We start from the raw sequence: 25,024 nt of genomic DNA, 5'->3' as shown, positions 1-25,024 counted from the left end.
CGCGTCAGCCGCCGGTGACTGCTGCGTACAGGGTGTTGAACTCCTGAGTCTGCTCGTCGGTGAGCGCGGCCCATGACTTGAGGTTGGCCTGCACCTCCGGCGACGGGTTGATCAGCGGATTCGCGGCGGACGCGGCGTCGACCTTGGCCAGTTCCTCGGTGATGTCGGACAGCACCGGTACGAACTGGGTGAATGCCACCAGCTTCGCGTAGTTGGGCCGGTCGTAGACGTAGTTGATCCAGGCCTCAGCGGCCTTCTGGTTCTGTGTGGTGTACGGGATCACCATCGTGTCGATGAACCAGTCGCCGCCGGCCTCGGGGACGATGAACTGCAGGTCGGGATTGTCGGCCTGCAACTGCACGACGTCGCCCGAATATGCCTGGGCGACAGCGATATTGCCGGACGCCAAATCGTCGGCGTAGTCGTTGCCGGTGAACCGCCGGATCTGCCCCTTGTCCTTCTGCTCGCGGACCAGATCCACGGCCTTCGTCACGGCTTCAGTGGTGGGGTTCTCAGGCGAATTCCCCTGCGACTGCATGATCATGCCGAGCCCGTCCTGCACATCGGAAAACAGGCTGACCCTGCCCTTGAATGCGGGATCCCAGAGATCTTCGATCTTGGTGATATCGCGGCCGGTCGCCGCTCTGTTGTAGGCCAGGCCGACCATGCCGGTCATGTACGGCGCGGTGAACTTGCGGCCCGGGTCGACCTTGGAATCCAGCAGATCCTTGCGCAGGTTCTTCCGATTGGGCACGCCAGCGTCGCTGATCTCGTTGAGCCAGCCCAGGCCCTTGACACGCGCCGCCATGAACTCGGTGGGCACCACCAGGTCGGCGCCGATGTCCTGCTTGCGTGACAGGGGTTCCTTCACCTTCGCGAACCACTGCTCGTTGTCGTTGAAGTCCTCCTTGTAATCCACCGTGATGCCCGAGGCGGTCTGGAAGGCGGCAACGAACCCGTCGGCCATGTACAGCGGCCAGTTGGAGACGCGCAGGGTTCCGCTGGCCGGGCCGCTGTCCTGCGTTGGCGAGGAACCGGACGTCGAACTGTCCGAACCGCAGGCGGCGAGGAATGACGGGCCCAGGATGGCGGCTGCCGCTGCGGCGGCGCCGCCCCCGATGAAACGTCTGCGGCTGCTGCGGTTCGCCGTGAGCCGAGACATGAGACGGGGGTCGATTGCTCCGTTGTTTTCGGGGGCCATGGCTGCGGTGCCTTTCGATTTGCGGAAGAGGTCGGGGTTGCGGAAAAGGTAACGAGGACAAGCTGTATCGGGAAGCAAGCCGATCAGGAGTCGTCGAGCATCTCCTCGAGGTCCTCGGTCGTGGGTATGTCGGCTGCGGGAAGCACCAGAGAGGCCTCCGGTTCCCAACCGACGTACACCTGATCGCCCGGACGCAGCATGGGCAGTTTCTGCTCGGGTCCGACGTGGGCGAGCACCGTTGAGTCATCCGGTGCGGCCAGCGAGAGCCGGATCACCGGTCCCTGGAAGACCACGTCCCGCACGGTGGCCGGCACGCTGGCGAGGTTGCCGGCCGGCGGCTCGACGGAGACCTGAACCCGCTCCGGGCGCACCATGAGGGTGGCCTGACCGCCGGCCTCTATCGCGGTGTCGCCGGGACGTGCCCGCAGCGTGGTGCCGAGTACCGAGAGTTCGGCCAGTTGACCATCCATCCGGTTCTGCCGCCCTGGCCACAGGTTGGCCTGTCCGATGAAGCTCGCGACGAAAACCGTCGAGGGGCTGTCATAGATATCGGTGGGGGAGCCGATCTGCTCGACGTTGCCTGCATTCATGACCGCGATGCGGTCACTCATGGTCAGGGCTTCCTCCTGGTCGTGCGTCACGTAGATGAACGTGATGCCGACCTCGCGTTGGATGCGCTTGAGCTCGAACTGCATGACCTGGCGCAGTTTGAGGTCCAGGGCGCCGAGCGGCTCGTCCAGGAGAAGGGCACTGGGGTAGTTGACCAGTGCGCGGGCCAGCGCGACCCGCTGCTGCTGGCCGCCGGACAACTGACCCGGTTTGCGCTTGGCGAAGTCGGTGAGGCGGACGATCTCCAGGATCTCGTCGACCCGGCGTTTGACCTCGGCTTTGTCCTTCTTCATGCTCCGCGGGCCGTACGCGACGTTGTCCCAGACCGACATGTGTGGGAACAGGGCGTAGTGCTGGAACACCGTATTGACGTTGCGTTTGTGCGGAGGAACGCGCGAGACGTCAACGCCCTCAAGGCGGATCGCGCCGCTGGTCGGCGTCTCGAACCCGGCGATCATCCTCAGTGTCGTGGTCTTGCCGCAGCCCGACGGACCCAACATCGAGAAGAACTCGCCCGATGCAATGGAGAAGTCGGCATCCGCCACGGCGACGTAGTCGTCGAAGCGTTTGGTGACATGGTCGATCTCTATGACGGGGCGACCCGTGCCATGGGTGTCCCCGTGCTCTCCGGTCGTGCTGTCAACGGCCGTGCTGTGTGTCCCGCTCAGGGCAACCTCCCTTGTGCGGCGCACGATGCCTGTCGTTCTGGGCGATGGAGGTCAGCCCGGCAACGTGCGCTGTTGGGTAAACAATCGCCGATGACGCGGACCTTCGCAACCGTTTCCGCAACGAATTTACATTTGAGCAATGGATTACCTCAGCCTGAAGGTTGCCGGGGCACAGATTCCGCGCCGGGCTCGGCGGTCGGGGGCCTATCGCCGGCACCGCGGGGCCATTCGGCGGCCCTCACGTGGTCGAATGAGGGCATGAGGCAAGGGGCCGGCGAGGCATCCGAGATATCCAAACGGCCGAGCGCGCTGACCGCGGCGCCGTTCAGCGGGCGCAGCCCCACAGGTGTTGGCGACTTCGCCGTCGAGACGCACGGAATCGCGCCGGTCGCGCCGGGCCACCGGTACGGAACGCCGGGACGTTTGTTCACGGTGTGGTTCGCCCCGCAGGTCAACATGACGGGCGTCTTCACCGGCGCACTGGCCATCGCCCTCGGCCTGGGCTTTTGGCTGGGTCTGGTCGCGATGCTCATCGGCACCGTGTTGGGTTCGTTGATCGTCGGATACCTCTCCACATGGGGCCCGCGAACAGGAACTGGCCAGTTGCCGATGGCGCGGATGGCGTTCGGTGGCACCGTCGCGGTACCCGCGGCACTGCAGTGGATCTCGTCGATCGCATGGGACGCACTGGTCGGTCTGTTCGGTGGCCAGGCGCTGTCGGTGCTGCTCGGCATCCCGTTCTGGGTTGCCGTCCTCATCGTCTTGGGCGTGCAGGGCTTCGTCGGGTTCTTCGGTTACGAACTCATCCACCGGTTGCAGGCCGTGCTGACCGTCGTGCTGTTCGTGACGTTCGTGGTGTTCGCCATCAAGCTCGTCGGCGGGCACGACGTGATCACGCCCGCCACGGTTACCGGTCCGGATCTGGTCGGGGCGTTCGTCCTGGAGGTGACGATCGCGTTCAGCCTGGCGGTGTCCTGGGCCAGTTACGCTGCGGACTTCAGTCGGTATCTACCCGCCGAGTCATCGCGACTGCGGGTGTTCGGCTTCACCTTCCTGGGCATGTTCACGGCCTACGCCTTCGTGCAGGGCATCGGGATCGCCGCAGGTGAACTTGTCTCCGAGCACTCCGTGGAGGGTGTGCAGAGTGTGATGGGCGGCGGCGTCGTCGGTGCGCTCGTCCTGGCGGTCATCGCCCTGGCCGCCGTCGGATCGGGGGTGATGAACGACTACAGCGGTTCGCTCGCCCTGCAGACGATCGGGGTCAGGGTCCGTCGACCGCTGTCGGCCGTGATCGTCACGGTGCTGGCGTTCGCGCTCATCCTCTGGTTGCACGGCGGCGACACGGCGCTACGGTTCCAGAACGTGCTGTTGCTCATTGGTTACTGGATTCCGGCCTTCGTCGCGGTGATAGTCGTGGACTGGCGGATCCGCAGCCGCGGGCGGAACACTGTCGACCCCGCCGACGAGGCCACCGATCGCACTGACGCCGTGGCCGCACTGGTCGCGTTCGTGGTGGCCTATGCCGCGGCGGTGCCGTTCATGAACACCTCGCTGTTCCAGGGGCCGGTATCGGTCGCCTGGCACGGTGCGGACATCGCCTACTTCGTCAACTTCCTTGTCGCACTGCTTATCTACGGCGGCTATCGGTGGTCCCGTCAGCGCTCCCGCGGTTTGGGCCACTGACCTGCGGGGTACTTGCACCGCGACGAAGGGAATTGATGATGCGACCCATGACTCTCGCCAAGACGAGCGCGGCGGTCCTCGCGACCGCGGTGGTCGGTAGCCTGGCGAGCCGTCCCGCGCAGTCCGCCTGGTATGCCAAGCTGCGCAAGCCCAGCTTCCAGCCGCCGCCTCAAGTCTTCCCGATCGTCTGGCCGCTGCTGTACGCCGACATCGCGGTGGTGTCGGCTGGTGCGGTGGACGAGCTGACCGAGCGGGGCCGTCACGAGGAGGCCCGGACCTACTCTGCGCTGCTGGCACTCAACCTGATTCTCAACGCCGGTTGGTCGTGGCTGTTCTTCGACCGCGGCAAGCTCGGCGCGTCTGCGGTCGCCGCGGCGGCACTGACGGCCAGCAGCGCCGATCTCACCCGTCGCGCGGTGAGCGTCAGCGGTGCGCCCGCGGGTGCACTTGGTCTGTATCCGCTGTGGTGCGCCTTCGCGACGCTGCTGTCCACGCGGATCTGGCAGCTGAACCGCTGAGTCATGGCGAAGTCGACTGACGAGGGCGACGGGAGCGAGGAGGCACGCCAACGCCTCGCCGATCGCGTGCTCGGCTGGGCCGAGGACGCCATCTACTGGGCCATCGCCGTCGTCCTGGTGTTGGGCTCGGCGGCGCTCCTCGTAGCGCAGTTCAACACGCTTCTGCACGTGCGGGACACGCCCACGTCCGCGCTGATGCTCGAGTTGCTCGACGGACTGTTGTTGCTCTTCATCTTCGTCGAGCTGCTGTACGCCGTGCGGGTCAGTCTGCGGTCGCATGAGATCGCCGTCGAGCCGTTCCTGATCGTGGGAATCCTGGCCGCCATCAAGGAGATTGTGGTGCTGTCGGTGGAGGCGGCCTCGCTGTTGGCGAAGGGCCCGGAGTTCTCGCGTGCGGCAGTGGAGATCGGTGTGCTCGGCGGTGTCGTGCTCGTACTGTCGCTGTCCGCGTTCGTGATGCGGGTGCGCAAGAACGACGGTGGCGCGCAAGCCGAAACCTGAACCGCGCGTAGGTGTCAGCGGACCGTCGCGAAGAACCGGCGCACGTCGTCGACGAACAGCTCGGGTTGTTCGAACGCGGCGAAGTGTCCGCCGCGCGGCATCGTGGTCCAGTGTGTGATGTTGTAGTTCGCTTCGCACCATGACCGCGGTGGGCGGCTGAGTTCGGAGGGGAATGACGCGATGCCGGTCGGCAGTTCGACCCTGTCGCCAGACCCGAAGGCGCCCATGCTCTCCCAGTACAACCGGGCAGACGACGCGCCAGTGCCAGTGACCCAGTAGAGCATCACGTTGTCGAGCATCTCGTCGCGGCTCAGCGCGTTCTCCGGATGACCGTCGCAGTCGGTCCAGGACCAGAACTTCTCGACGATCCAAGCCAGTTGTGCCGCAGGCGAATCGACCAGACCGTAGCCCAGTGTCTGTGGGCGGGTGGACTGTTGCTTGAAGTAGCCGGAGTCCCACCGTCGGTAGTGGCGCATCGCGGCCAGGGCCGCCTTCTCCTCGTCGGTCGGATGTTCGAGGTCGGCTGGTGGCCTGCCCACGGGCATGTTGGTGTGGATGCCGACGCAGTGCCCGACGTTGCGGCCGATCTCGGTGGTCACCGCGGCACCCCAGTCGCCACCCTGTGCGCCGTAGCGCTGGTAGCCGAGACGAGTCATCAACGTCTCCCACGCCGCGGCGATCCGGCCGGTGTTCCAGCCCGTCGCCGTCGGCCTGCCAGAGAAACCGAATCCCGGCAGTGATGGGCACACCACATGGAAGGCGTCCTCGGCGCGGCCTCCGTGTGCGGTGGGGTCGGTCAGCGGTTCGATGACCTTGGTGAACTCCACAACGGAGCCGGGCCAGCCGTGCGTGATGACGATCGGGAGAGCGCCCTCGTGCGGCGAGCGCTGGTGGATGAAGTGCAGCTCGAGGCCGTCGATGTCGGTGGTGAACTGGTCGAAGCGGTTCAGGGCGGCCTCGCGCGTCCGCCAGTCGTAGTCGGTGGCCCAGTACTGGGCGAGCTCGCGTGTGTAGGCCAGCGGAATGCCCTGGCTCCAGTCATCGACTGGTTCCGCCTCGGGCCACCGGGTGTTGTTGAGCCGGAGCCGAAGGTCGGCAAGCACGTCGTCGGGCACGGAGATGCGGAACGGCGAGATGTCAGCGTTGGAGGCCATGACCGTCATTGTCGTCACGCGGCACCGAGATGAGCGTCGGTTCGGGGCGTCCGCGCAGGAGTATGGGGTCGCGGGATTCCCAGTTGCGACGTTCGGTGTCGTCGGTGCGTTGCATCGCGGCACCGGAGGCGAGTGCCCGTCGCGAGGTGTTCTTGGCGGCATCGGCGAGGCGCGCCGCCTCGTTCACGGGGTCGCCGATGACGGTGTACTCGTAGCGGTTCTCACCGCCGATGTTGCCTGCGAACACCGAACCGGCTGACACCCCGATGCCGTAGTCGACAACGGGCAGACGGCGCAGATCGTCGGCCAGGGCCCGGGCGGTGCGCAGTGCCGAGGTGGCGGCGTCGGGCGCGGCGGTCGGTGCGCCGAACACGGCGAGCGCGGCGTCGCCCTGGAACTTGTTGATCAGGCCGCCGTGGGCGTCGACCGCCGCGACGACGATCTTGAAGAAGTCGTTGAGGACGTGGGCCACCTCCCGCGGGGTGTGTGTGGTCGCCAGCTGCGTCGACCCGGCGAGATCGATGAAGAGGATGGCGACGTCGCGGACCTCACCGGACTGGTCCTCGTCGGTCTCCACGGCTCGGCGTGCGACGTCGGGGCCGACATGTCGGCTGAAGAGGTCTTGGAGGCGATCGCGCTCGAGGAGGCCGGCCACCATGCGATTGAAGCCGTTCTGAAGTTTCCCGATCTCGGATTGCTCGTAGACCGCGACCGTGCGGCCGATCTCGCCGCGCTCGACCTCGGCCATCGCCGCGACAACGTCGTTGAGGGGGTCCGAGATCGAGCGGGACACCAGGATGAGGGACCGCAGCCCCAGTGCCAGAGACACCGTGGACAGCACGACGACCGGGATCACCAGCGAGGCCGAGCGTGGGATGAGCCAGCCGTTGACGTGGAAGACGACCAGCAATGCGATCGCGAGGCTCGGCAGGGCGCCGTGCGCCACCCACATCAGGACCAGGCGTGCGGTCACCCCCGGAGCTGTCTCGCGGCCGACGAAGTCCTTGGATGCCGCGGACACGACGGGCCGCACGATGCGCTGGGTGAACAGCACGCTGGAACTGATGCTCGATGTGCCGCCGAACAGCATGGCACCGAGGATCAGGAGCGTGGACCCTATGCCCGGGGCGGGGTTGGCGGCGACCACCACGACACTGCTGACGGCCCAGACGCCGAGCAGGATGCCCGACTGCCGTCGAACGAGGTTGATGGCGCTGGCCCGTTGATCGGCGTCGGGTTCGACACCGGCGACGAACCATGTAAGTGACGGTGCAATGCTGCGATAACCACCGTAGGCCGTGGCCAGGAGTCCGAACACAATGAGCGCGACGAGCAGCGAGGTGCTGGCCGGCGTCGAATAGGCCGTTGCGGCGTCGAATGTCTGATTGGTCAACGAGATGAGAACCGCGGCTACCTCGACGGAGGTGATGAGTTGGGCCAACGTCATCGCGAGCGCGTACCGCAGGCCCAGGCGGGTCGCCGACATGGCACGGCGGTCACTCGACTGGTCGGTCGGCACGGGGTAACGCTCCCACACCATTCCGGCTGTGCGCCGCCACGACGCGAGGTGGGTGTTCCGGTTCAGCACGTGACATCAAGCCGGTGGTTGACTGCCCCGCAGCAAAATGTACAGTCGTTCACCGAATGTCGGGATTCGATCGCGACGCTGTGCTCATGTCCAGTCGTGCCGAACCCGGACCACTGAAAGGACAGGCCCTCATGTCGTTTTCACTCGAACTCCCCGAGGACGTTGTCGAGGTACGCGACTGGGTGCACCAGTTCGCCCGCGACGTGGTGCGCCCCGCCGCCGCGGAGTGGGACGAACGCGAGGAGACCCCCTGGCCAATCATTCAGGAGGCCGCCAAAGTCGGCCTCTACTCGATCGACCTCTTCGCAGCGCAGACGGCTGAACCGTCCGGTCTGGGCATGCTGACGGTGTTCGAGGAGATGTTCTGGGGCGACGCGGGCATCGGGCTGTCCATCCTCGGCACCGGCTTGGCGGCGGCGGCGCTGGCAGGGTCGGGCACACCCGAGCAGATGGGCGAGTGGCTCCCGCAGATGTTCGGCACGGTGGATGAGCCGCAGCTCGCATCGTTCTGTTCGTCCGAGCCGGGCGCGGGCTCCGACGTCGCCGCGATCATCACCCGCGCCAAGTACGACGAGGCATCCGACGAGTGGGTGCTCAACGGCACCAAGACCTGGGCCACCAACGGCGGTATCGCGAACGTCCACATCGTCGTCGCGTCGGTCGCACCCGAACTCGGGTCCCGGGGCCAGGCGACGTTCATCATCCCGCCAGGCACCAAGGGCTTCTCGCAGGGGCAGAAGTTCAAGAAGCACGGCATCCGCGCGTCGCACACCGCTGAGGTGGTGCTCGACGATGTTCGGCTGCCCGGGAACCTGATCATCGGCGGCAAGGACAAGTTCGACGAGCGCATCGCGCGCTCACGCGAGGGCAAGGGCTCGGCAGCACAGGCGGCCATGAAGACGTTCGAGAGGACCCGGCCCTCCGTCGGTGCCATGGCCCTCGGGGTCGCTCGGGCCGCCTACGAGTACGCGCTGGAGTACGCGCAGCAGCGGGAGCAGTTCGGTCGCAAGATCGGTGACTTTCAGGCCATCGCGTTCAAGCTCGCCGACATGAAGACGCGGATCGACACGGCCCGGCTGCTGGTCTGGCGGGCCGGCTGGATGGCGCGCAACAACAAGCCCTTCGTCAACGCCGAGGGGTCGATGGCCAAACTCGCTGCGAGCGAGACCGCGGTCTACGTCACCGACGAGGCCATCCAGATTCTCGGTGGCAACGGCTACACCAGGGATTACCCGGTGGAGCGGATGCACCGCGACGCCAAGATCTTCACGATCTTCGAGGGCACCAGTGAGATTCAGCGGTTGGTGATGGCGCGGGCGATCACGGGTCTTCCGCTGAAGTAGCGGGTGGTCAGCGACAGCCGCACTCGCGCAGCGCCACGGCCACCGCGTCAAGTGCGGGCTTGGCGACCTCCGAGGGTGTGCCGGTCGACATCAGTGTGAAGGTCAGCGCACGGCCGTCGCGGTCGGTGACGATGCCGGCCAGCGCGTTGACGAAGTCCAGAGTGCCGGTCTTCGCGCGGACCCAACCGGAACCGGGCGACGGGCTGACGAACCGATCCCACAGTGTTCCGCTGCCCCCTCCCACGGCGAGATCGTCGAGCATCGGTCGCAGGGCGTGGGCGTACTCGCCGGATCCGGTCGCCGCGGTGAGCACGTCGTCGATGAGGCCGGCCGGGATTCGGTCGTCGACGGACAGGCCGCTGAGGTCTCTCAGTTGCAGTCCGCTGGTGTCGAGGCCGGCGTCGATAAGCGCCCCGGTGGCGGCGGCGACGGCTCCGTCGAAGGTGGACGGCTGGTGGCGTGCACGGGCCAGCTCGAAGCCGATGGTCTCGGCGGTGACGTCGTCGGACACCACCATCATCTGGTGTAGCCGAAGGCCGAGCGGAGCAGACCACACCGTCGCCACGGTCGTGGCGTCTGGTGGTGCCGATCCGATGGTCACTGTGGCCGGGTCGAGGCCGAGGCGTTCGGCCAGGACCCGTCCGGTGTCCAGCGCCGGCGTGGGCGTGCGGGGTGAGTAGGCCAGCAGCGGCTGCCTGCGTCCTCCGTCGAGCATCACCGACTCGATTGGCGCGATGCTGCCGCCCTCGATGTCGATCGGATTCCAGCCAACCGCCATGGTGGGGCCCGGGAAGAGTGATGTGTCGACGACGATGTCTGCCACAGGGTTACCGGATGCGCGAATCTGGTCGACGAGGTCGTCGAGGCGGGGGGCGTCCCGGTAGTAGCCGGGTACGCCCGGGGGTTGAGCCGTGAGTGTCGCGTCGCCGCCACCGACCAGGACCAGCTGCCCTGGGGCGGCGCCCGTGACGACGGTGGTCGCCAGCCGCTGATCGAGCGGGACGCTCAGCCGCACGGCCGCCGCCGTGACGACCTTGGCGACGGAGCCCGGCGTCTGAGGAGCACCCGCGCCCTGTTCCCATAGTTCCTCGCCGGTGAGGGCGTCGGTGATCTGTCCGGTCAGCAACCCCAGGCCCGGGTTGCCCACCGCGGGAGCCAGCGCCGCGGCGAGTGCATCCCGGGTGGGCATCGGCGCGTCAGGGGACAGCCCGGCGAGGGGGGCGGCAAGCACGCCCGCGGGCCGTGGTGTCGCGGTCGGGTCGGCAGGAGATCGAGCGAACAGGTTGTCGCGGTTCAGCGCGAGTGCGGTGAGCGAACCCGTGAGCACCACAGCGATCGCGGCGGCGATCAGTGCCATGCCGCGCCAGGAAGTCACGCCCGATTGTCTGTTACGCATGTGGTTGCGGGCAAACTCGTGCCGCCAGGGGTACCGGGTGTGCTCGGCGTCAGCCCCACTCGTGGTTCATGGCACGGGACTCGATCGTCGCGTCCATCGACGGCGTTGGCCGCGGCCGGGTCCGCGAAAGCGCGATCAGGATCATCGCCAGTGCGGCGGTCACCGCACCCGCGATGAAGATCACCACGAACGCACCCTCGGCGGGAAGTCCGGTGGCGGTTACCGACTGACCGAGGAGCACGGCCACCACCGCGGCGGCGATCGAACTGCCCACGGTCCGGGCGATTGCGTTGACTCCAGTGGCGACCCCGGTCTCGTTGTTGTCGACCTCCGCGACCACCAGGGCGGGAAGTGCGCCGTAACCGAGGCTGATGTAAGCGTTCACCCACACGCCCGCGACGATGACCTGCCACGGCTGCGAGTGCGCGAGGGCCAACCAGAGGAAGCCGACGATGCCCGTGACGGCGCCACACACCAGGACGGGACGCGCGCCGAAACGGTCGATGAATCTACCGCTCAGCGTCGCGGTGACGAACCCGGTGATGGCACCGGGCAGCAGGAATACCACGCTGGCCTGCAGGACCGTCGCGCTGAAGCCGTAACCGGCTGCGTCGCGGTCAATCTGGACGAACTGCGTCAGGCCGAGGAACCCGAAGTACAGGCCTGTGCCGACGAACACGGTCGCGAGATTGGTCAACAGGACAGCGCGCCGGGCCAACATTGTGGTGGACACAAGGGGGTGACGTTGCCTGCGCTCCCACTGCCACCAGGCCACCAGCGTCACCACGGCGAGCGCGCCGGTGCAGAGGGTCGCCGGAGACGTCCACCCCCACGAGTTGCCCTGCGTGATGGTCAGCAGACCGGCTGACAGCCCCAGCGCCAGGCCTGCGGCACCCAACCAGTCGATCGTTCCCTCGGCGGTCCTCGGACGGGACGGGAGCACGGCCATCGCCAGGACGATCACGACGGCGGTGAAACCGGTTGTCAGCCAGAACACACGGTGATAACCGGCGTCTCCGCTCATCAACAACCCGGTCACCACGAGACCGGCGCCGCCGCCGAAGCCCAGGGTGCCCGACAGCACGGCGAGTGCCCGCACCACCGCGCCCTCGGGCAGTTCGTCGCGCAGGATGGCCACGCAGATCGGATACAGCGAGAACGAGACCCCTTGTAGAACACGGCCGACGATCAGCAGCGCGAGTGAGGTGGTCGACGCGGCCAGCACCGAGCCGATCAGGACGACGACCAGAACACCCAGCAGGATGTGCTTCTTGTTGTGCAGGTCGGCCAGACGCCCGATGAGGGGAGTCGAGGCCGCGGCCGCGAGCAGGTTGGCGGTCACCGCCCAGCTGACGGCCACGGGCGATGCGTTGAGTTGCTCGGCGATGATGCCGAGGACCGGAACAACAGCTGTCTGGAGTACGGCGACGGTCAACGCCACCATGCCCAGCGCGGCTGTGAGCAGTCGCGGCGGGGGATGGGAGCCGAGGGGAGCCGACGGGTGGGTCACTGGGGCGACGGCACAGCGTCGGTCTTTCGGTAGGCGACCATCTCACGCGAGAGGAGGCGTCGGATGGCGGGCTCGCGGCTACACGACACCGCGAAGACCGTGAGTAACACCCAGATGCTCAGCGCACTGGCGAGAATCAACAGGAACGCCGTCCAGTCGCCGCCCACCATCTCAGTCGCGGCGACCTGGCGGGCCCACAGCCGCCAGTAGATCATCACGTTGACTGCCAGGCCGACACCATAGGACAGCACGAACGCGAAGAGATACGGCTTCCACGTTCCGTCGTGCAGCCTTGCTGAAACGGGTTCGTGCCGTAGCGGATACACCACCGACAGCACGTTGCCGACTCCGAGCCAGATGAACACCATGGTGAGCATCTGGTCGATGAGGGCGAACGGGTTGGCTTCGGCCGCCACGGTGAGCGCGGCGACAACGGGCAGGCTGGCGACGGTGATCATGGCTGCCATCGCAAGGTTCTTGGCGATCAGGATGCGCCACACGCGATTTCCGCTCACCAGCGCGCCACGCACCCGGTCGGCCTCGAAGCACAGCGCGTTGGTGCAGACCACACTGCCCACGACCGCCCCGAACAGATACACGGTGAGGTTGCCGAGATCGGAGTACCTGGACCAGCCGCTGAAGTGGTAGAACGCCACCAGCGACAGGCTGATTGCCAGGGTGATGACGATGCGCAGCAGGATCATCCGCGGTTTGTCGGCGATGATGTGCCGGATCTCCGCACCGACGTCGCGGCCGGCGTGGCGCATCGATCTGACCAGACGCGCCAGCGGAGCACGGCGGCTCGGGGGCCCCTGCCGATGATGCGGTTCGATGTCTCGCGCTCGCGCCACCGCCAGTACCGCCTCCGAGATAGCGGCGCGCGCCACCGCCACGGCGACGACGGCGTTGGCGGCCAGCGGCGACGCGCCGGCTACCGCTATGTCCTCACCGATGTTTCGGTCTGCGGCCGCCAATTCCTGTTGCGCGCGTGCGGCCAGGCGCGCGAGCGCCTCGTCGTCGTCCCACTCCGCGGCGGCGGCTGCCGCATCGACGTCATGCAGTGCTTCGGCGAGGGCGCGCAACTCGGTGATCGCGGTGGCTGCATCGGAGCCTGTCATGGCACAACTGAACCATCAGCGCGGCGACAGGGCCCACGGGGGTGAACGAACCTCGGTGCCGCGAGGAGCATCAGTTGCGCTAGCTGGCGGCCTCGACGGCGAAGACGGTTTCGAGAGGGGTCATGTCGCCGGTGTGGGCGGCGGTGACGAACGCCGTCAGGAGGCGGCCCGGGTCGCTTCCGCCGCTTGACTTGCGTCGGCCGGCGGTCAGGTGCCTGCGTGCACGGCTGACTAGTTGGCGGGCATTGACCTCTGTGACCTGAATGGTCGCCCCGATCAGGTCGTAGGGGTAGTCAAACGCTTCCCGCAGAACGTAGGCGGCTCGTTCGGTCGGCGAGAGCCTCTCAAGCAGAAGCAATGCGGCGACCTGCAGTGCTTCATCGCGTTCTGCGCTGAGTGCGGGATCGGCACTGGTGTCGACGCGTTCGGGCAACCACGGTCCGACGTAGATTTCGCGACGGGCGCGCGCGGACTGCATGTGGTTAATGCACATCCGCGTGGTCGTCGTGACGAGATATGCCACGGCGTCGCGCACGACATCGCGATCACAGGACTGCCACCGCATCCAGACCTCCTGCATGATGTCCTCGGCGTCGGCGACACTGCTCAACATTCGGTAGGCGATGCCGAACAGTCTCGGCTGGACGTTCGCGAAGATCTCAGTGGCATCCCCGAGGTCGGACGGCACGTCGCCCCTTCCGGTTGGCGTTTCTGGGTGTCCAGATCAGCCTGTCGGTTGGGTGGCCGTAGCGGACCCTTGAAAGTCCGTAGTCAAGATCAAGCGGGCCAGGGTGAGCGGGCGCGGGTGTTCAGCTCGCCCACTGGACGGAGCGAAGCTGCCTGCGCGAGGTGATGCCGAGCTTCACGAACACCTTTCTCAGGTGCCACTCGACGGTGTGCGTGCTGATGAAGAGCTGCGCGCCGATCTCCTGATTGGTGAACCCCGCTGCCGCCAGCCGTGCGATTTGGGCCTCCTGCGCCGTCAGCTCGTCACCCGAGCCGACTTGCTGTTTGCGCACCTTCTCACCAGTGGCGATCAGCTCTCGGCGAGTGCGTTCGGCGTAGCCCTGCGCGCCCATTCGGGTGAAGTCCTCGTAGGCGCTGTTGAGCTGCTGACGAGCGTCGAGACGTCGGTTCACGCGGCGCAGCCACTCACCGTAGTTCAACCGGGCACGAGCCAGATGCAGCACGACGTGGGTGCGCTCGAAGCGCTCAATGGCCTCGGTGAACAGGGCGTCCGCGGCTTCGTTATCGGCCAGTAGTGCCTGTGCATTGGCCAGCGCGCCGAGACCCCAGTCGGTTCCGCTCGCACCTGCGCGCTCCTCGAACAGGCGCAGCGCCTGCGTGGAGGTGTCCTGCTGGCCGCTGCGGGAGGCAGCCTCGATGAGCTCGAAGAGACACCAGCTGTAGAACCCGAGATCTTCGTGCTCACAAGCCTTTCGGGCGGCGGCGAAGGCCTCGTCGTACCGACCGAGACCGTTGAACAGTGCGGCCGTGGCGTAGTCGGCCACGCCGAGCAACCGACCCTCACCCCTTTCGGCTCCGTCCGCGGAGGCGGCCTCGATCAAACGAAGCGCGTCATCCGGGGCGCCTCGCCACGCCGCGATCATCAGTGAGTGGTAGCGCACCGGCGTATTGCCGGTTGCCAGGCTTATCGAGTCAGCCTCCTCGAGGAGCGTTGCCGCCGTGGCGAACTCACCTGCCAGAACGTGAACCCCGGCCCGATAGGTGAGCGCGGGCGGCAGTACCGCCAGTGCGCCGGCCTCACGTGCGTAGCCCACCATGGCCGTGGCTAGTCGATGCGTGATCTCGTCGTCCCACAGTTCGTCGGCGGCGGTCTCCTGAGTGATGGGGAAGGCCAGTGTGATCCAGCCCAGCGCCTGCCCATCGTTATGCTCGGCGTGGGTGCACCAGAGTTCCAACGCGGTGCGCAGGTGGTCGGCGCCGGCGCTCGCACCGCCGGTGATCCGACTTGCCATACCGCTCAACAGGAAATCGATCGGCCGTTGCAGCTGCGAGACTCGCTGTACCGCGGCCAGGGCCGCTTCGGCGACCTCTGTGAGCGCAGCCGGGTGCCCGCATCGGGCGGAGTACATGGCGGCGGCGAGCGCCTCGACATAGGTCTCCCTGGCGAGGTCGCCGTCGAGGGTCTCCAGCTGCCTGGCGGCAGCGACCAGTTGCGATACGGCGTCGCTGAGTCGCGGCCCTGTGTCGCCGCTGCCGCGGCTACGGACGAAGTTGATCTGGGCGCGCAATCGCGCCACCTGTCCTCGCTGATGGTCGGTCAGGGGTCCCAGTTCTGCCATGGCAAGGAGTTCGTAGGCCGCCTCTGAAGCGGCCGCGTCGCGTTTGGCCTGTGCGGCAGCGATTGCGCGGGAACCACGCAGCGCCGGGTCCGCGGTCAGTATGGCCGCGCGCTCCAAGAAGGCGGCCGCCGCAGCGACGCCGCCCCTGACCTGAGCCCGGCCGGCCGAGATCTCCAGGTCGGCGGCCACGGCATCGTCGGGGCCTGCCGCTGCGTTGGCGGAGTGCCATGCTCGACGGTCGGGGTCCAGTTCAGGATCAGTGGCCTGGGCCAGTGCGTGATGTATGGCGCGGCGGTCGGCAACATCGGCGGCGCGGTAGGCGGCTGAACGCACCAGTGGGTGGTGAAAGCGCATGCGTGGACCGAACTCAATCACTCCCGCGGCTTCGGCTGGCGCCAGGGCGTCGACCGGAATACCCAGTTGCTCGGCCGCGCGGAGAAAGAGGGCAGCATCGCCCAACGGCTCGGCCGCCGCGGCGAGCACCAACAGTCGAGTCGCCGCGGGCAGCGACCGGATGCGCCGGATGAAGCTCTCCTCGATCTGTCCCGCGGACGGGCGAGTGCCGGTGTTGCCGAACCCGCCTGCCAGTTCCGACGCCGAGACGTTACGAGGAACCTCCAGCACGGCCAGCGGAATCCCTCGCGTCTCGGCGACGATTCGGTCGCGCACTCGCTCGTCGAGGCGTCCCACCACCACCGAGTCCAGCAGCTTCCGGGCATCGCTGTCGGACAGGCCTTCGATCAGCAGTTCGGGCAGACCAGTCAGGACGTCGGCACCGCTGTCGCGTATCGCGAACACCAGGGCGATCGGCTCAGCCAGGAGCCGCCGCGCGACGAACCCGAGGGTCTGCACCGACACCTCGTCGAGCCACTGGACGTCGTCGATCACGAAGAGCAGCGGCTGGTGACTGGCGGCGACTGCCATCAGACTCAGTACCGCCAACCCCACCAGGAATCGTTCCGGGGTGGGACCGACGCCACGGCCGAACGCCACCGCGAGCGCCTCTCGCTGCGGTTCCGGGATTTCATCGATGTGGTCCATCAGCGGTGCACACAGTTGCTGCAGGCCGGCGAACGCCAGCTCCATATCGGACTCCACACCGGCCACCCGGGAGATCCGGAAGCCCGCCGACTGCTCCACGGCGTACTCGAGCAGTGCGGTCTTGCCAACGCCCGCCTCGCCGCGGAGTAACAGCACCTGGCCGCTGCCGTCTTTGACGCCGGTCAGCAGGTCGCGGAGTACCGCGCACTCACGGGCGCGCCCCTGCAGTGGCTGCCTGGGCCGATTGGCCGCCATCAGCACCCCCGCGTCCGCTCTTGGGAAACCCAGAAAATTGTCGTGACAACGCTATTTGTCACGCTCTCGAGAGATGATATCCAGTCGCGCGGTGCACTGTGATCCGGCTGTCCGGGGCGTCGCCTAGCGTGGGGACATCGGTGTGCTGACTCCAGGAGGAACAACACGATGAGCGCGGCCAAGCGGCAACAGACCCCGCCGAATGCGGACAGCCATGACCTGATTCGCGTGACTGGCGCCCGCGAGAACAACCTCAAGGACGTCGACCTCGAACTTCCGAAGCGGCGGCTGACAGTGTTCACCGGCGTCTCCGGGTCGGGGAAGAGCTCACTGGTGTTCAGCACGATCGCCGCGGAGTCACAGCGGCTGATCAATGAGACCTACAGTGCATTCGTACAGGGATTCATGCCGACGTTGGCGCGCCCCGACGTCGACGTTCTCGAGGGGTTGACGACGGCGATCATCGTCGACCAGCAACGCATGGGTGCAGATCCTCGGTCCACGGTCGGCACCGCAACCGATACCGGCGCCATGCTGCGGATCCTCTTCAGCCGGCTGGGCACCCCGCATATCGGTTCGCCCCAGGCGTTCTCGTTCAACGTCGCGTCGATCAGCGGCGCGGGCGCGGTCACGATCGAACGTGGTGGCAGGACCGTCAAGGAGCGGCGCGAGTTCAGCCTCACCGGCGGCATGTGTCCGCGGTGTGAGGGCCGTGGCTCGGTCAACGACATCGATCTGTCCGCGCTGTATGACGACGCCAAGTCGCTCAACGAGGGTGCGCTCACGATTCCGGGCTACAGCATGGAGGGTTGGTACGGCCGAATCTACAACGGCTGCGGCTTCTTTGACCCGGACAAGCCGATCCGCAAGTTCATCAAGAAGGAACTGGATGCGCTCCTGTACAAGGAGCCGACCAAGATCAAGGTCGACGGTATCAACCTGACATACGCGGGCTTGATCCCGCAGATCCAGAAGTCGTTCCTGTCCAAGGACGTCGACGCGATGCAACCGCACATCCGCACGTTTGTCGAGCGCGCGGTGACGTTCACGACCTGCCCGGAATGCGACGGCACCCGGCTGTCGGAGGCGGCCCGTTCGTCGAAGATCAACGAGATCAACATCGCCGATGCCAGCGCCATGCAGATCAGCGACCTTGCGCAGTGGGTCACGGAGTTGGATGAGCCCTCGGTTGGGCCCTTGCTCAAGGCGTTGCGCCACACGCTCGACTCATTCGTCGACATCGGCCTGGGCTACCTGTCCCTCGACCGGCCGGCGGGCACGCTGTCGGGTGGAGAGTCGCAGCGGGTCAAGATGATTCGCCACCTCGGATCATCGCTGACCGATGTGACCTACGTGTTCGACGAGCCGACGATCGGGCTGCACCCACACGACATCGCGCGGATGAACGACCTGCTGCTGCGGTTGCGCGACAAGGGCAACACCGTGCTGGTCGTCGAGCACAAGCCCGAGGCCATCGCGATCGCCGATCACGTCGTCGACCTGGGACCGGGCGCCGGCACGGCCGGTGGGCAGGTGGTGTTCGAGGGCACCGTCGATCAACTGCGAAAGAGCGACACCCTCACCGGCCGCCATCTCGACGATCGCGCCGCGCTGAAGGAGACGGTGCGGAAATCGTCGGAGATGTTGAAGGTACGGGGCGCGAACACCCACAACCTGCAGGACGTGGACGTCGACATCCCGCTCGGCGTGCTGGTGGTCGTGACCGGAGTGGCGGGTTCGGGTAAGAGTTCACTGATCCACGGTTCGGTGGCCGGAAAAGACGCGGTGGTGGCGATCGATCAGGCACCGATCCGTGGCTCGCGGAGAAGCAATCCGGCAACGTACACGGGATTACTCGAACCGATCCGCAAGGCGTTCGCGAAGGCCAACGGCGTGAAGCCCGCTCTCTTCAGCGCGAACTCCGAGGGCGCCTGCCCGGTCTGCAAGGGTGCAGGCGTCATCTACCTGGATCTCGCGATCATGGCTGGCGTCGCCAACCCCTGTGAGGAGTGCGAGGGAAAGCGGTTCGACTCCTCGGTACTGGAGTACCAGTTCGGTGGACGCGATATCAGCGAGGTTCTCGCGATGCCCGTGGCCGAGGCGGTGGAGTTCTTCTCCGACGGTGACGCGAAAGTGCCCGCCGCGCACAAGATCCTCGCCCGCCTCGACGACGTCGGGCTGGGCTACCTCACGCTCGGCCAGCCGCTCACCACGCTGTCCGGTGGTGAGCGGCAACGGCTCAAGCTGGCCAGCCACATGGGGGACAGCGGTGAGGTCTACATCCTCGACGAGCCGACGTCGGGCCTGCATCTCGCTGACGTCGAGCACCTCCTCGGCCTACTCGACCGGCTCGTCGACTCCGGCAAGTCGGTGATCGTCATCGAGCACCACCAGGCGGTGATGGCGCACGCCGACTGGATCATCGACCTCGGCCCGGGCGCCGGCCACGACGGGGGCCGCATAGTGTTCGAGGGAACACCCGCCGACCTCATCGCCGATGGCTCGACGCTTACGGGCGAACACCTGGCGGCCTATGTGGGCACCTGATGCCGCGCGTCGTGCGACGTCACCCCTTGTGCGCGATTACCAGGAAGGCCGGAAGCGGTGTGTGCGCCTGCTCGTCGGCCCCGGTATCCGGTGCCGTGGATCCGCCTGACAGCTGTGCGCTAGTGGCATAGAGCTTGGCGGGCCGGATCTCGTCGATCTGCCAGTGCTGCGAAATCTCCTCGCGCAGCACATCCTCAGTGAACTGGGTGGGCCCGGGTCCGTCGTGGTCACCGAACGCGCCAGCGCCGAAGGCCAGGATGTAGAACGACGCGCCCGGAGCGGCCGCGCGGTGCACGGAACGCAGGTAGCCATCGCGCAGCTCGGCGGGCAGCGCGTGCAGGAGTCCGCTGTCGAAGATGGTGGAGAAGCGGCCGTCGAATCCCGTGAACGAGGTGATGTCGGCCTCGATGAACGTCGCGTTGGTCAGACCACGCGCCTGCGCGGTCGCGGTGGCTGCCGCCACCGCCGTGGGCGTCAGGTCGATTCCGGTCACCGTGTGGCCGCGCGCTGCCAGCGCCAAGCCCAGCTCGGCGTACCCGCATCCCGCGTCGAGAACCTCGCCGCGCACGGCGCCCTCCTGATCGATAATCGCGCGGTACTCGGGCTGCGGCTCGCCGATATTCCAGGCCGGTGCCTGCTCCTGGCGGTATGCGAGGTCCCAGTCGATGCTGTGTGTCATTGCGCGTTTTCCTATTCTCTGACGCTTCCGCCGGGCGGCCGCTTGGCTAGATCGTTCAGTTTCAAACTACATTAACGAAGCGCACGTTACGTGCTATTCCCAACGAGAGTGGCTGAGCAGGGAACGTCCGAATGGGATAGACTTCAAATTTAAATCATCCGTCTGAGAAGGGGGTGGCCCCGGGTGGCCGGAAGACTATCTGCGGCAGAGGAGCGGGCCTGGGGTCCGTTCATTGAGGGCAGCCTGCGACTGGAGACCAGGCTTGACGAGCGCCTTCGTGCCAGTGCGGGACTGTCCCTGATCGACTATCACCTCCTGATGGTGCTTTCCAGCGCCCCGCAGCATCGGTTGCGCATGAGTGAGCTCGCTGACCGCATGGTGTTCTCTCGCAGTCGGATCACCTATCAGATCGACTCGATGGCCAAGCGCGGGCTCGTTGTCCGCGAGCCGGCCCCCGAGGACGGTCGCGGCTACCGTGCGGTGCTCACCGCCACCGGCGTGGAGACGCTTCGGCAGGCGGCGCCCCACCACGCGGAATCGGTGAAGGAGTTGTTCCTCGATCACCTCGAGGAAGACGAACTGCACTGTATTGAACGGATTTTCACCAGACTGCGTGATCAGGAGAAATCAGACGAGATGAGGGGATCATCATGACGTTCACGCCCGCTGAACTGGCCTACCTGCGCGAGCAGCCCATCGGACGGCTGTGCACGATCGGACCGGCGGGTGACCCGCAGATTCGACCGGTCGGGGTCCACCTCGGCCCAGACGGCGCGACCATCGACATCGTCGGGCACGCCCTGGCGAACACTCAGAAGTGGCGCAACGTGATTCGCAACCCGCGGGTGGCGTTCATCGTCGACAACGTGATCTCCGTGAAGCCTCCGAAGGCGCACGGCATCGAGATACGGGGTGTGGGGACGGTGCTGCCGGGGGAGGGCACCACCGAGGGCGGCCTATCGGGTGACATCGTCCGGATCACGCCGCGACGAGTGGTGGCGTGGGGCCTGGATGGCGATGCGACCACGGCACGGGACTTCGAGGGTTCGGCCAGCTAGGACAACCCCGCGATCACCTAGCCGTGTGGTGCGGCCGCGGCGACGAGTCGGTCGGCAAGCTCGGCCGGATGCGACAGCATGGCCATGTGCCCGCCGGGGGTCGTCATGGGTTCGATCCCGAGCCGGTCGGCGACGACCCCGCGCATGAACTCCTCCGGGAAGAAACGGTCGTCACGGAAGAGCACGAAGCTCGTCGGGAGCTGGGGGAGTGCTGCCGCAGGCCACGGTTTCAGCGAAGGCGTGTCTGACTGAGCGCGTTCGACCTGTTCGGCAATCACCGCGGCGTCAACACCGTTGTAGAACACTGCGTCCATGTCGTCGGGGTCGTATCCGCCCACCGCGGCGGCGGCGCGTTGTGCGTCGTCGCACCCGGTGGCACTCCACCAGTCGCCCGGACGTTCGCCGGGGCGGGGGAGCATCGCCGAGACGTAGATCAGTGCAGACGCATTGACCCGCGAGCAGGCGAGCGCTCCGGTGAAGCCGCCAAAGGAATGGGCGACGACGACAGGCCGCGGGTCATCGCTGTGGTGCTGGCTGGCGACGGCATCGGCGTAGTCGTTGAGGTCAGCCGAATCGTCCTCGCAGGGAAGGTCAACGGCGATGCCGCGGTGCCCACGATGGGCCAACTCGGCCACGAGGAACCGCCAGTACGAGGGGTCGGAACCGCCGCCGGGGACCAGCAGGAAGGTCGTCATCTAGTAGCGCTCCCGTGTTTCGACGCGTAACGCAGCAGGACCGTGCCGCACGGGAAGGTGCGGTTCTCCAACAGTCGCAGCGAGATCCATGACGGCAGGGTCGGGAAGAACGGGGTGCCGCCGCCCACGGCGGTGGGCGCGACCACCATCCGGTACTCATCCACCAGTCCGGCCTGCACGATCGGTGCGGCCAGCGTCGCACCGGCCACCTCGAGGTTGCCGTCGGTTTCGGCTTTCAGCTTCGTCACCACCTCGACCGGGTCGCCGCGTTCCAGGCGGGAGTTCCAGTCGACGGACTCCAGGGTGCGCGAGAACACGACCTTGGGCATCTCGCACCAGACGCGGGCGTAGTCGACGATCATAGGGGTGGCGTCCGGAGCCTTGTCGGCGGTCGGCCAGTACGCGGACATCAGTTCGTAGAGCCGCCGGCCGTAGAACGACAGCGCGGTGTCCCGCTCGAAGTCGTTCCAGTACTGGTGCAGTTCCTCGCTCGGGTCGGACCAGTCGATGTTGCCTTGTGCGTCGGCGATGTACCCGTCCACCGACACGTTGAAGCCATAGATGAGTTTGCCCATACAGATCAGACTGCACCGGAGAGCGAAACTCATCGCGACGCCACACGGGAGATTGTTCAAATCCTCATCGATGCGCGAGCGACAGATCGCCGAGGAGGACCGCTGCTGGCGAAATGGTGGGCGCCGGGCGACATCTCGGCGACGCCCGGCCACCGGCGGCGCTCACTACATGGGTGCCGGTGGTTGGGTCAGTCGGCTGACCGCAAACGCTGCGGCCTGATCAACCATCCCGTTGACCGCGTACTGCCCGTGCGCGCCGTTGATGCCGGGCACTGGATCGCCCGAGCAGACATTGTCACCGGGGGCGCAGAACTCAAGAGACTTTGCGGTGTACATCGGTCCGACATCGACTGCCGGTGCGCCATACTTCACCAGCGATTGGCCCGCCGGTGTCCCGAAAAGCACCACAGCATCGACGTGTTCGGCAGCGTCGGCCGATATCGAGGGCGCAGACCCGGCCGCCAGCCCAGCGGGCAGACCTGACGTGACGAAGGCCGTGACGACGGCTCCCTGCGAGTACCCACCGAGGATCATCCGGGTCTGTGGGCACACCGACGTGACGCCCTGCACGTGGTTGGCTTCATCTCGCACGCCGTCTACGACGTTCATCGTGAACGCCTGACCGTCGGTGAAATTGCTGCTGGCGGGATAGTTGACTCCATACCCGCCGACGGTGCGAGGGAATGCCTGCGCCCGAAGGGAGTCGATGAATCGCTGACCTACCGCTCCGAGTCCGGGCTGCTCTCCGGTGCCTCTCGCGAACGCAACGCCGATGTCCGGGCACGGTTGTGCGGTGCCAGTCGGGGCCACCGCGGACAGACCTGCCACGGTTAGGACAATCGCCACGACCAGGCGGTGGACGGTCGGCGGACCAGAGATCACTTCTGCCTCCCCAGGAGAAGCTCATGCGCGGCCGGTTGTCACCCCACGCACCGATCGGCTCGTTGCCGAGGCAACATTGATCAGCGTAGGTGGATCGATGGTTCGTCGGGCTAAAACCGGTCGCGGGCGGCGGAAACGTCGATGACCTCCGCGGCCTCATCTCGGCGCAGCGGCAGACGCCCACGGGTGCCGGCGTGGTATCCAGGCCGGCACATTGCGGCGATACTCCTCGTACTCTTCGCCGCACTGCCGAACCAGCGTCGGTTCTTCGTACCAGTGCACAAATGACGCCGTCACGATCCATCCCGCCGCGGCATACAGCAGCAGCCAGGCATTGGTGAACAGCAATGCCTGGCCGACGATGGCCGTGAGTAGCCCGACGTACATCGGGTTGCGGACCCATCGGTTGAATCCGGTGACCACCAGGTGTTCGGTCGGAGTGATCGGCGCCGGCGTGCCGCCCGCCTTCGTGAACTCGATGAACGCATGCACCGGTGGGATCAGCCCGATCACGATCAGCAGCGCGCCGACGATCTGAACGATGCGCCACAGCGGGCCGGCCGTCGGAATGTCCCAATCGGTGATCAGCCAGGGCAGCAGACCCACCACGGTGCCCGGTGCCACCACAAAGAACACGGCCGAGCCGACTGCGGCTGGTAGTCGTCGCATTGACTGTTCTCCCGTCCGGTCGGGTAATCCAGTCTGCTCCATGTTGAAAAAATCGGTTGGCAGCCAATGGCGATCGCTGCTACTTTCCCGTGACCGTGCAAGTGAACGAGGAGGTGGTACCCGTGAACGTATCGACGTGGGTGCTCCTCCTCGGGGACACGGTCGGGCGATAGGTCGTCCGGGAGCGCCGTTCAACGAGCTCTCCCGAAAGGCACGACCATGCACTTCACTTCTAGTCAACGCCTCGATGGCGGCAGCCTCGAACGCGAGTTCACCCTCGGCGGTGTCCCAGGCATCCTGTGGACGCCAGCATCCTCGCCAGCGCCGCTGGTCCTGCTCGGCCACCCCGGTGGACTGCGCAGGATGTACCCACGGCTTGCGGGCCGAGCCCGGCAGTTATCGACCAACGGCATCGCCGCAGCCACCATCGAGCTCCCTGGGAGCGGTGACCGCCCCCGATCGGCCGACGCAGAGCGGGCCCGCGCCGATCTGCATCGGGCGCTGGCGGCGGGGGAGCCGGTCGACGAGATCGTCGACCGGCTTGTCATCCCCTTGGTCGAGAAGGCGGTCCCGGAATGGCAGTCGACCATCGACGCGCTCCTGTCACTGCCCGAGGTCAGCGGTCCGATCGGATACTCGGGCGGGGTGATCGCCATCGGCGTCCGGCTGCTGGTGGTCGAATCGCGCATCACGGCCGCCGGCCTCTTCGCCGGGAGTTTCGTGCCCCGGTCCATGTTCGACGAGGCCCGCCAGGTGACGATTCCGCTGCACGTCCTGCTGCAGTGGGACGACGAGGGAAACGACCGGCAGCTGGCACTGGACCTGTTCGACGCCTTCGGCTCGCAGGAGAAGACGCTGCACGCCAACATGGGCGGGCACACCGGTGTCCCGCAGTTCGCGGGGGACGACGCGGCCCGCTTCTTCACCCGGCACCTGACGTGAGGCCAGGGCCGACAGGGGTGCAGCGTGGGCGCTAACGGGCCATCGGTCGGCCGTCCGGCTCCATAATTTGTCAGGGCTGCATCGCT

At 66.6% G+C, this 25,024-nt stretch carries 22 protein-coding genes; 8 read left to right on the top strand and 14 right to left on the bottom strand.

The features are described from left to right. Window positions 1–4: 4 nt before the first annotated feature. Window positions 5–1,201: a polyamine ABC transporter substrate-binding protein gene (locus ABIA65_RS15280; protein WP_241399067.1), complete on the bottom strand. Its 1,197-nt coding sequence runs from the start codon at window positions 1,199–1,201 to the stop codon at window positions 5–7. A gap of 83 nt (window positions 1,202–1,284) precedes the next feature. Further along, window positions 1,285–2,310, bottom strand: a complete 1,026-nt coding sequence (locus tag ABIA65_RS15275; RefSeq protein ID WP_371747110.1) for an ABC transporter ATP-binding protein — start codon at window positions 2,308–2,310, stop codon at window positions 1,285–1,287. Window positions 2,311–2,736: 426 nt separating this feature from the next. Between ABIA65_RS15275 and ABIA65_RS15270 the strand changes: the two genes are divergently transcribed. From ABIA65_RS15270 to ABIA65_RS15260, 3 genes are read left to right on the top strand one after another with little or no spacing between them, the layout of a single operon-like run. Further along, window positions 2,737–4,161: a purine-cytosine permease family protein gene (locus ABIA65_RS15270; RefSeq protein ID WP_354524072.1), complete on the top strand. Its 1,425-nt coding sequence runs from the start codon at window positions 2,737–2,739 to the stop codon at window positions 4,159–4,161. Between the two features lie 38 nt (window positions 4,162–4,199). After that, entirely contained in the window at window positions 4,200–4,679 is a 480-nt protein-coding gene (locus tag ABIA65_RS15265; RefSeq protein WP_354524071.1) for a TspO/MBR family protein, read from the top strand. A 3-nt stretch (window positions 4,680–4,682) separates the two neighbouring features. After that, window positions 4,683–5,180, top strand: a complete 498-nt coding sequence (locus ABIA65_RS15260; protein WP_241399064.1) for a phosphate-starvation-inducible PsiE family protein — start codon at window positions 4,683–4,685, stop codon at window positions 5,178–5,180. 14 nt (window positions 5,181–5,194) lie between these two features. Here the strand turns inward: ABIA65_RS15260 and ABIA65_RS15255 are convergent, their stop codons facing one another. Both ABIA65_RS15255 and ABIA65_RS15250 read right to left on the bottom strand, forming a co-directional pair. Next, window positions 5,195–6,316 (bottom strand): epoxide hydrolase family protein, encoded by a 1,122-nt coding sequence (locus tag ABIA65_RS15255; protein WP_241405669.1) that lies wholly within the window; start codon window positions 6,314–6,316, stop codon window positions 5,195–5,197. Between the two features lies 1 nt (window position 6,317). Beyond that, complete coding sequence (locus tag ABIA65_RS15250) at window positions 6,318–7,820, bottom strand: adenylate/guanylate cyclase domain-containing protein (RefSeq protein ID WP_502919574.1); 1,503 nt, start codon at window positions 7,818–7,820, stop codon at window positions 6,318–6,320. Window positions 7,821–8,053: 233 nt separating this feature from the next. Between ABIA65_RS15250 and ABIA65_RS15245 the strand changes: the two genes are divergently transcribed. Next, window positions 8,054–9,265, top strand: coding sequence for an acyl-CoA dehydrogenase family protein (locus ABIA65_RS15245; protein ID WP_241399063.1), 1,212 nt, complete (start codon window positions 8,054–8,056; stop codon window positions 9,263–9,265). Between the two features lie 7 nt (window positions 9,266–9,272). Here the strand turns inward: ABIA65_RS15245 and dacB are convergent, their stop codons facing one another. From dacB to ABIA65_RS15220, 5 genes are all read right to left on the bottom strand, one after another. Beyond that, a complete protein-coding gene (dacB, locus tag ABIA65_RS15240) occupies window positions 9,273–10,640 on the bottom strand; it encodes a D-alanyl-D-alanine carboxypeptidase/D-alanyl-D-alanine endopeptidase (RefSeq protein ID WP_354524069.1) in 1,368 nt (455 codons plus the stop codon). Window positions 10,641–10,710: 70 nt separating this feature from the next. Beyond that, window positions 10,711–12,105, bottom strand: a complete 1,395-nt coding sequence (locus ABIA65_RS15235; protein WP_354524226.1) for an MFS transporter — start codon at window positions 12,103–12,105, stop codon at window positions 10,711–10,713. 62 nt (window positions 12,106–12,167) lie between these two features. Next, entirely contained in the window at window positions 12,168–13,289 is a 1,122-nt protein-coding gene (locus ABIA65_RS15230) for an ABC transporter permease (RefSeq protein WP_241405408.1), read from the bottom strand. A gap of 79 nt (window positions 13,290–13,368) precedes the next feature. Then, window positions 13,369–13,977, bottom strand: a complete 609-nt coding sequence (locus ABIA65_RS15225; protein WP_241405407.1) for a sigma-70 family RNA polymerase sigma factor — start codon at window positions 13,975–13,977, stop codon at window positions 13,369–13,371. Between the two features lie 121 nt (window positions 13,978–14,098). Then, window positions 14,099–16,891 carry a helix-turn-helix transcriptional regulator gene (locus ABIA65_RS15220; RefSeq protein WP_354524068.1) on the bottom strand — a complete coding sequence of 931 codons (2,793 nt, stop codon included), beginning with the start codon at window positions 16,889–16,891 and terminating at the stop codon, window positions 14,099–14,101. A gap of 168 nt (window positions 16,892–17,059) precedes the next feature. Between ABIA65_RS15220 and ABIA65_RS15215 the strand changes: the two genes are divergently transcribed. After that, window positions 17,060–19,438, top strand: a complete 2,379-nt coding sequence (locus ABIA65_RS15215) for an ATP-binding cassette domain-containing protein (RefSeq protein WP_354524067.1) — start codon at window positions 17,060–17,062, stop codon at window positions 19,436–19,438. Window positions 19,439–19,457: 19 nt separating this feature from the next. Here the strand turns inward: ABIA65_RS15215 and ABIA65_RS15210 are convergent, their stop codons facing one another. Next, the gene (locus ABIA65_RS15210) at window positions 19,458–20,117 is read right to left on the bottom strand and encodes a class I SAM-dependent methyltransferase (protein WP_241405404.1); all 660 of its coding nucleotides are present in this window, start codon (window positions 20,115–20,117) and stop codon (window positions 19,458–19,460) included. Window positions 20,118–20,300: 183 nt separating this feature from the next. On the opposite strand from ABIA65_RS15210, the gene ABIA65_RS15205 reads away from it, so the two are divergent. Together ABIA65_RS15205 and ABIA65_RS15200 are read left to right on the top strand one after the other, a co-directional pair. Continuing rightward, window positions 20,301–20,771, top strand: coding sequence for a MarR family winged helix-turn-helix transcriptional regulator (locus ABIA65_RS15205; RefSeq protein ID WP_354524066.1), 471 nt, complete (start codon window positions 20,301–20,303; stop codon window positions 20,769–20,771). Further along, complete coding sequence (locus tag ABIA65_RS15200; RefSeq protein ID WP_241405402.1) at window positions 20,768–21,175, top strand: PPOX class F420-dependent oxidoreductase; 408 nt, start codon at window positions 20,768–20,770, stop codon at window positions 21,173–21,175. Before ABIA65_RS15205 ends, ABIA65_RS15200 begins: the two co-directional genes overlap by 4 nt. A gap of 17 nt (window positions 21,176–21,192) precedes the next feature. On the opposite strand, the gene ABIA65_RS15195 is transcribed toward ABIA65_RS15200, so the two are convergent. From ABIA65_RS15195 to ABIA65_RS15180, 4 genes are all read right to left on the bottom strand, one after another. After that, on the bottom strand, window positions 21,193–21,870 hold the full coding sequence (locus tag ABIA65_RS15195) for an alpha/beta fold hydrolase (RefSeq protein WP_354524065.1): 678 nt from the start codon (window positions 21,868–21,870) through the stop codon (window positions 21,193–21,195). Then, window positions 21,867–22,445: a dihydrofolate reductase family protein gene (locus ABIA65_RS15190; protein WP_354524064.1), complete on the bottom strand. Its 579-nt coding sequence runs from the start codon at window positions 22,443–22,445 to the stop codon at window positions 21,867–21,869. The genes ABIA65_RS15195 and ABIA65_RS15190 overlap by 4 nt, the downstream gene beginning before the upstream one ends. 165 nt (window positions 22,446–22,610) lie before the next feature. Beyond that, on the bottom strand, window positions 22,611–23,327 hold the full coding sequence (locus ABIA65_RS15185) for a cutinase family protein (RefSeq protein ID WP_354524063.1): 717 nt from the start codon (window positions 23,325–23,327) through the stop codon (window positions 22,611–22,613). A 156-nt stretch (window positions 23,328–23,483) separates the two neighbouring features. Next, window positions 23,484–23,996, bottom strand: coding sequence for a methyltransferase family protein (locus ABIA65_RS15180; protein ID WP_354524062.1), 513 nt, complete (start codon window positions 23,994–23,996; stop codon window positions 23,484–23,486). Between the two features lie 219 nt (window positions 23,997–24,215). On the opposite strand from ABIA65_RS15180, the gene ABIA65_RS15175 reads away from it, so the two are divergent. After that, window positions 24,216–24,938 (top strand): alpha/beta fold hydrolase, encoded by a 723-nt coding sequence (locus tag ABIA65_RS15175; RefSeq protein ID WP_354524061.1) that lies wholly within the window; start codon window positions 24,216–24,218, stop codon window positions 24,936–24,938. Window positions 24,939–25,024 lie beyond the last annotated feature (86 nt).

This window comes from Mycolicibacterium sp. 624, assembly GCF_040548615.1.
Classification (GTDB): Bacteria; Actinomycetota; Actinomycetes; order Mycobacteriales; family Mycobacteriaceae; genus Mycobacterium.
This window is presented reverse-complemented; position numbering and strand designations above follow the sequence as displayed.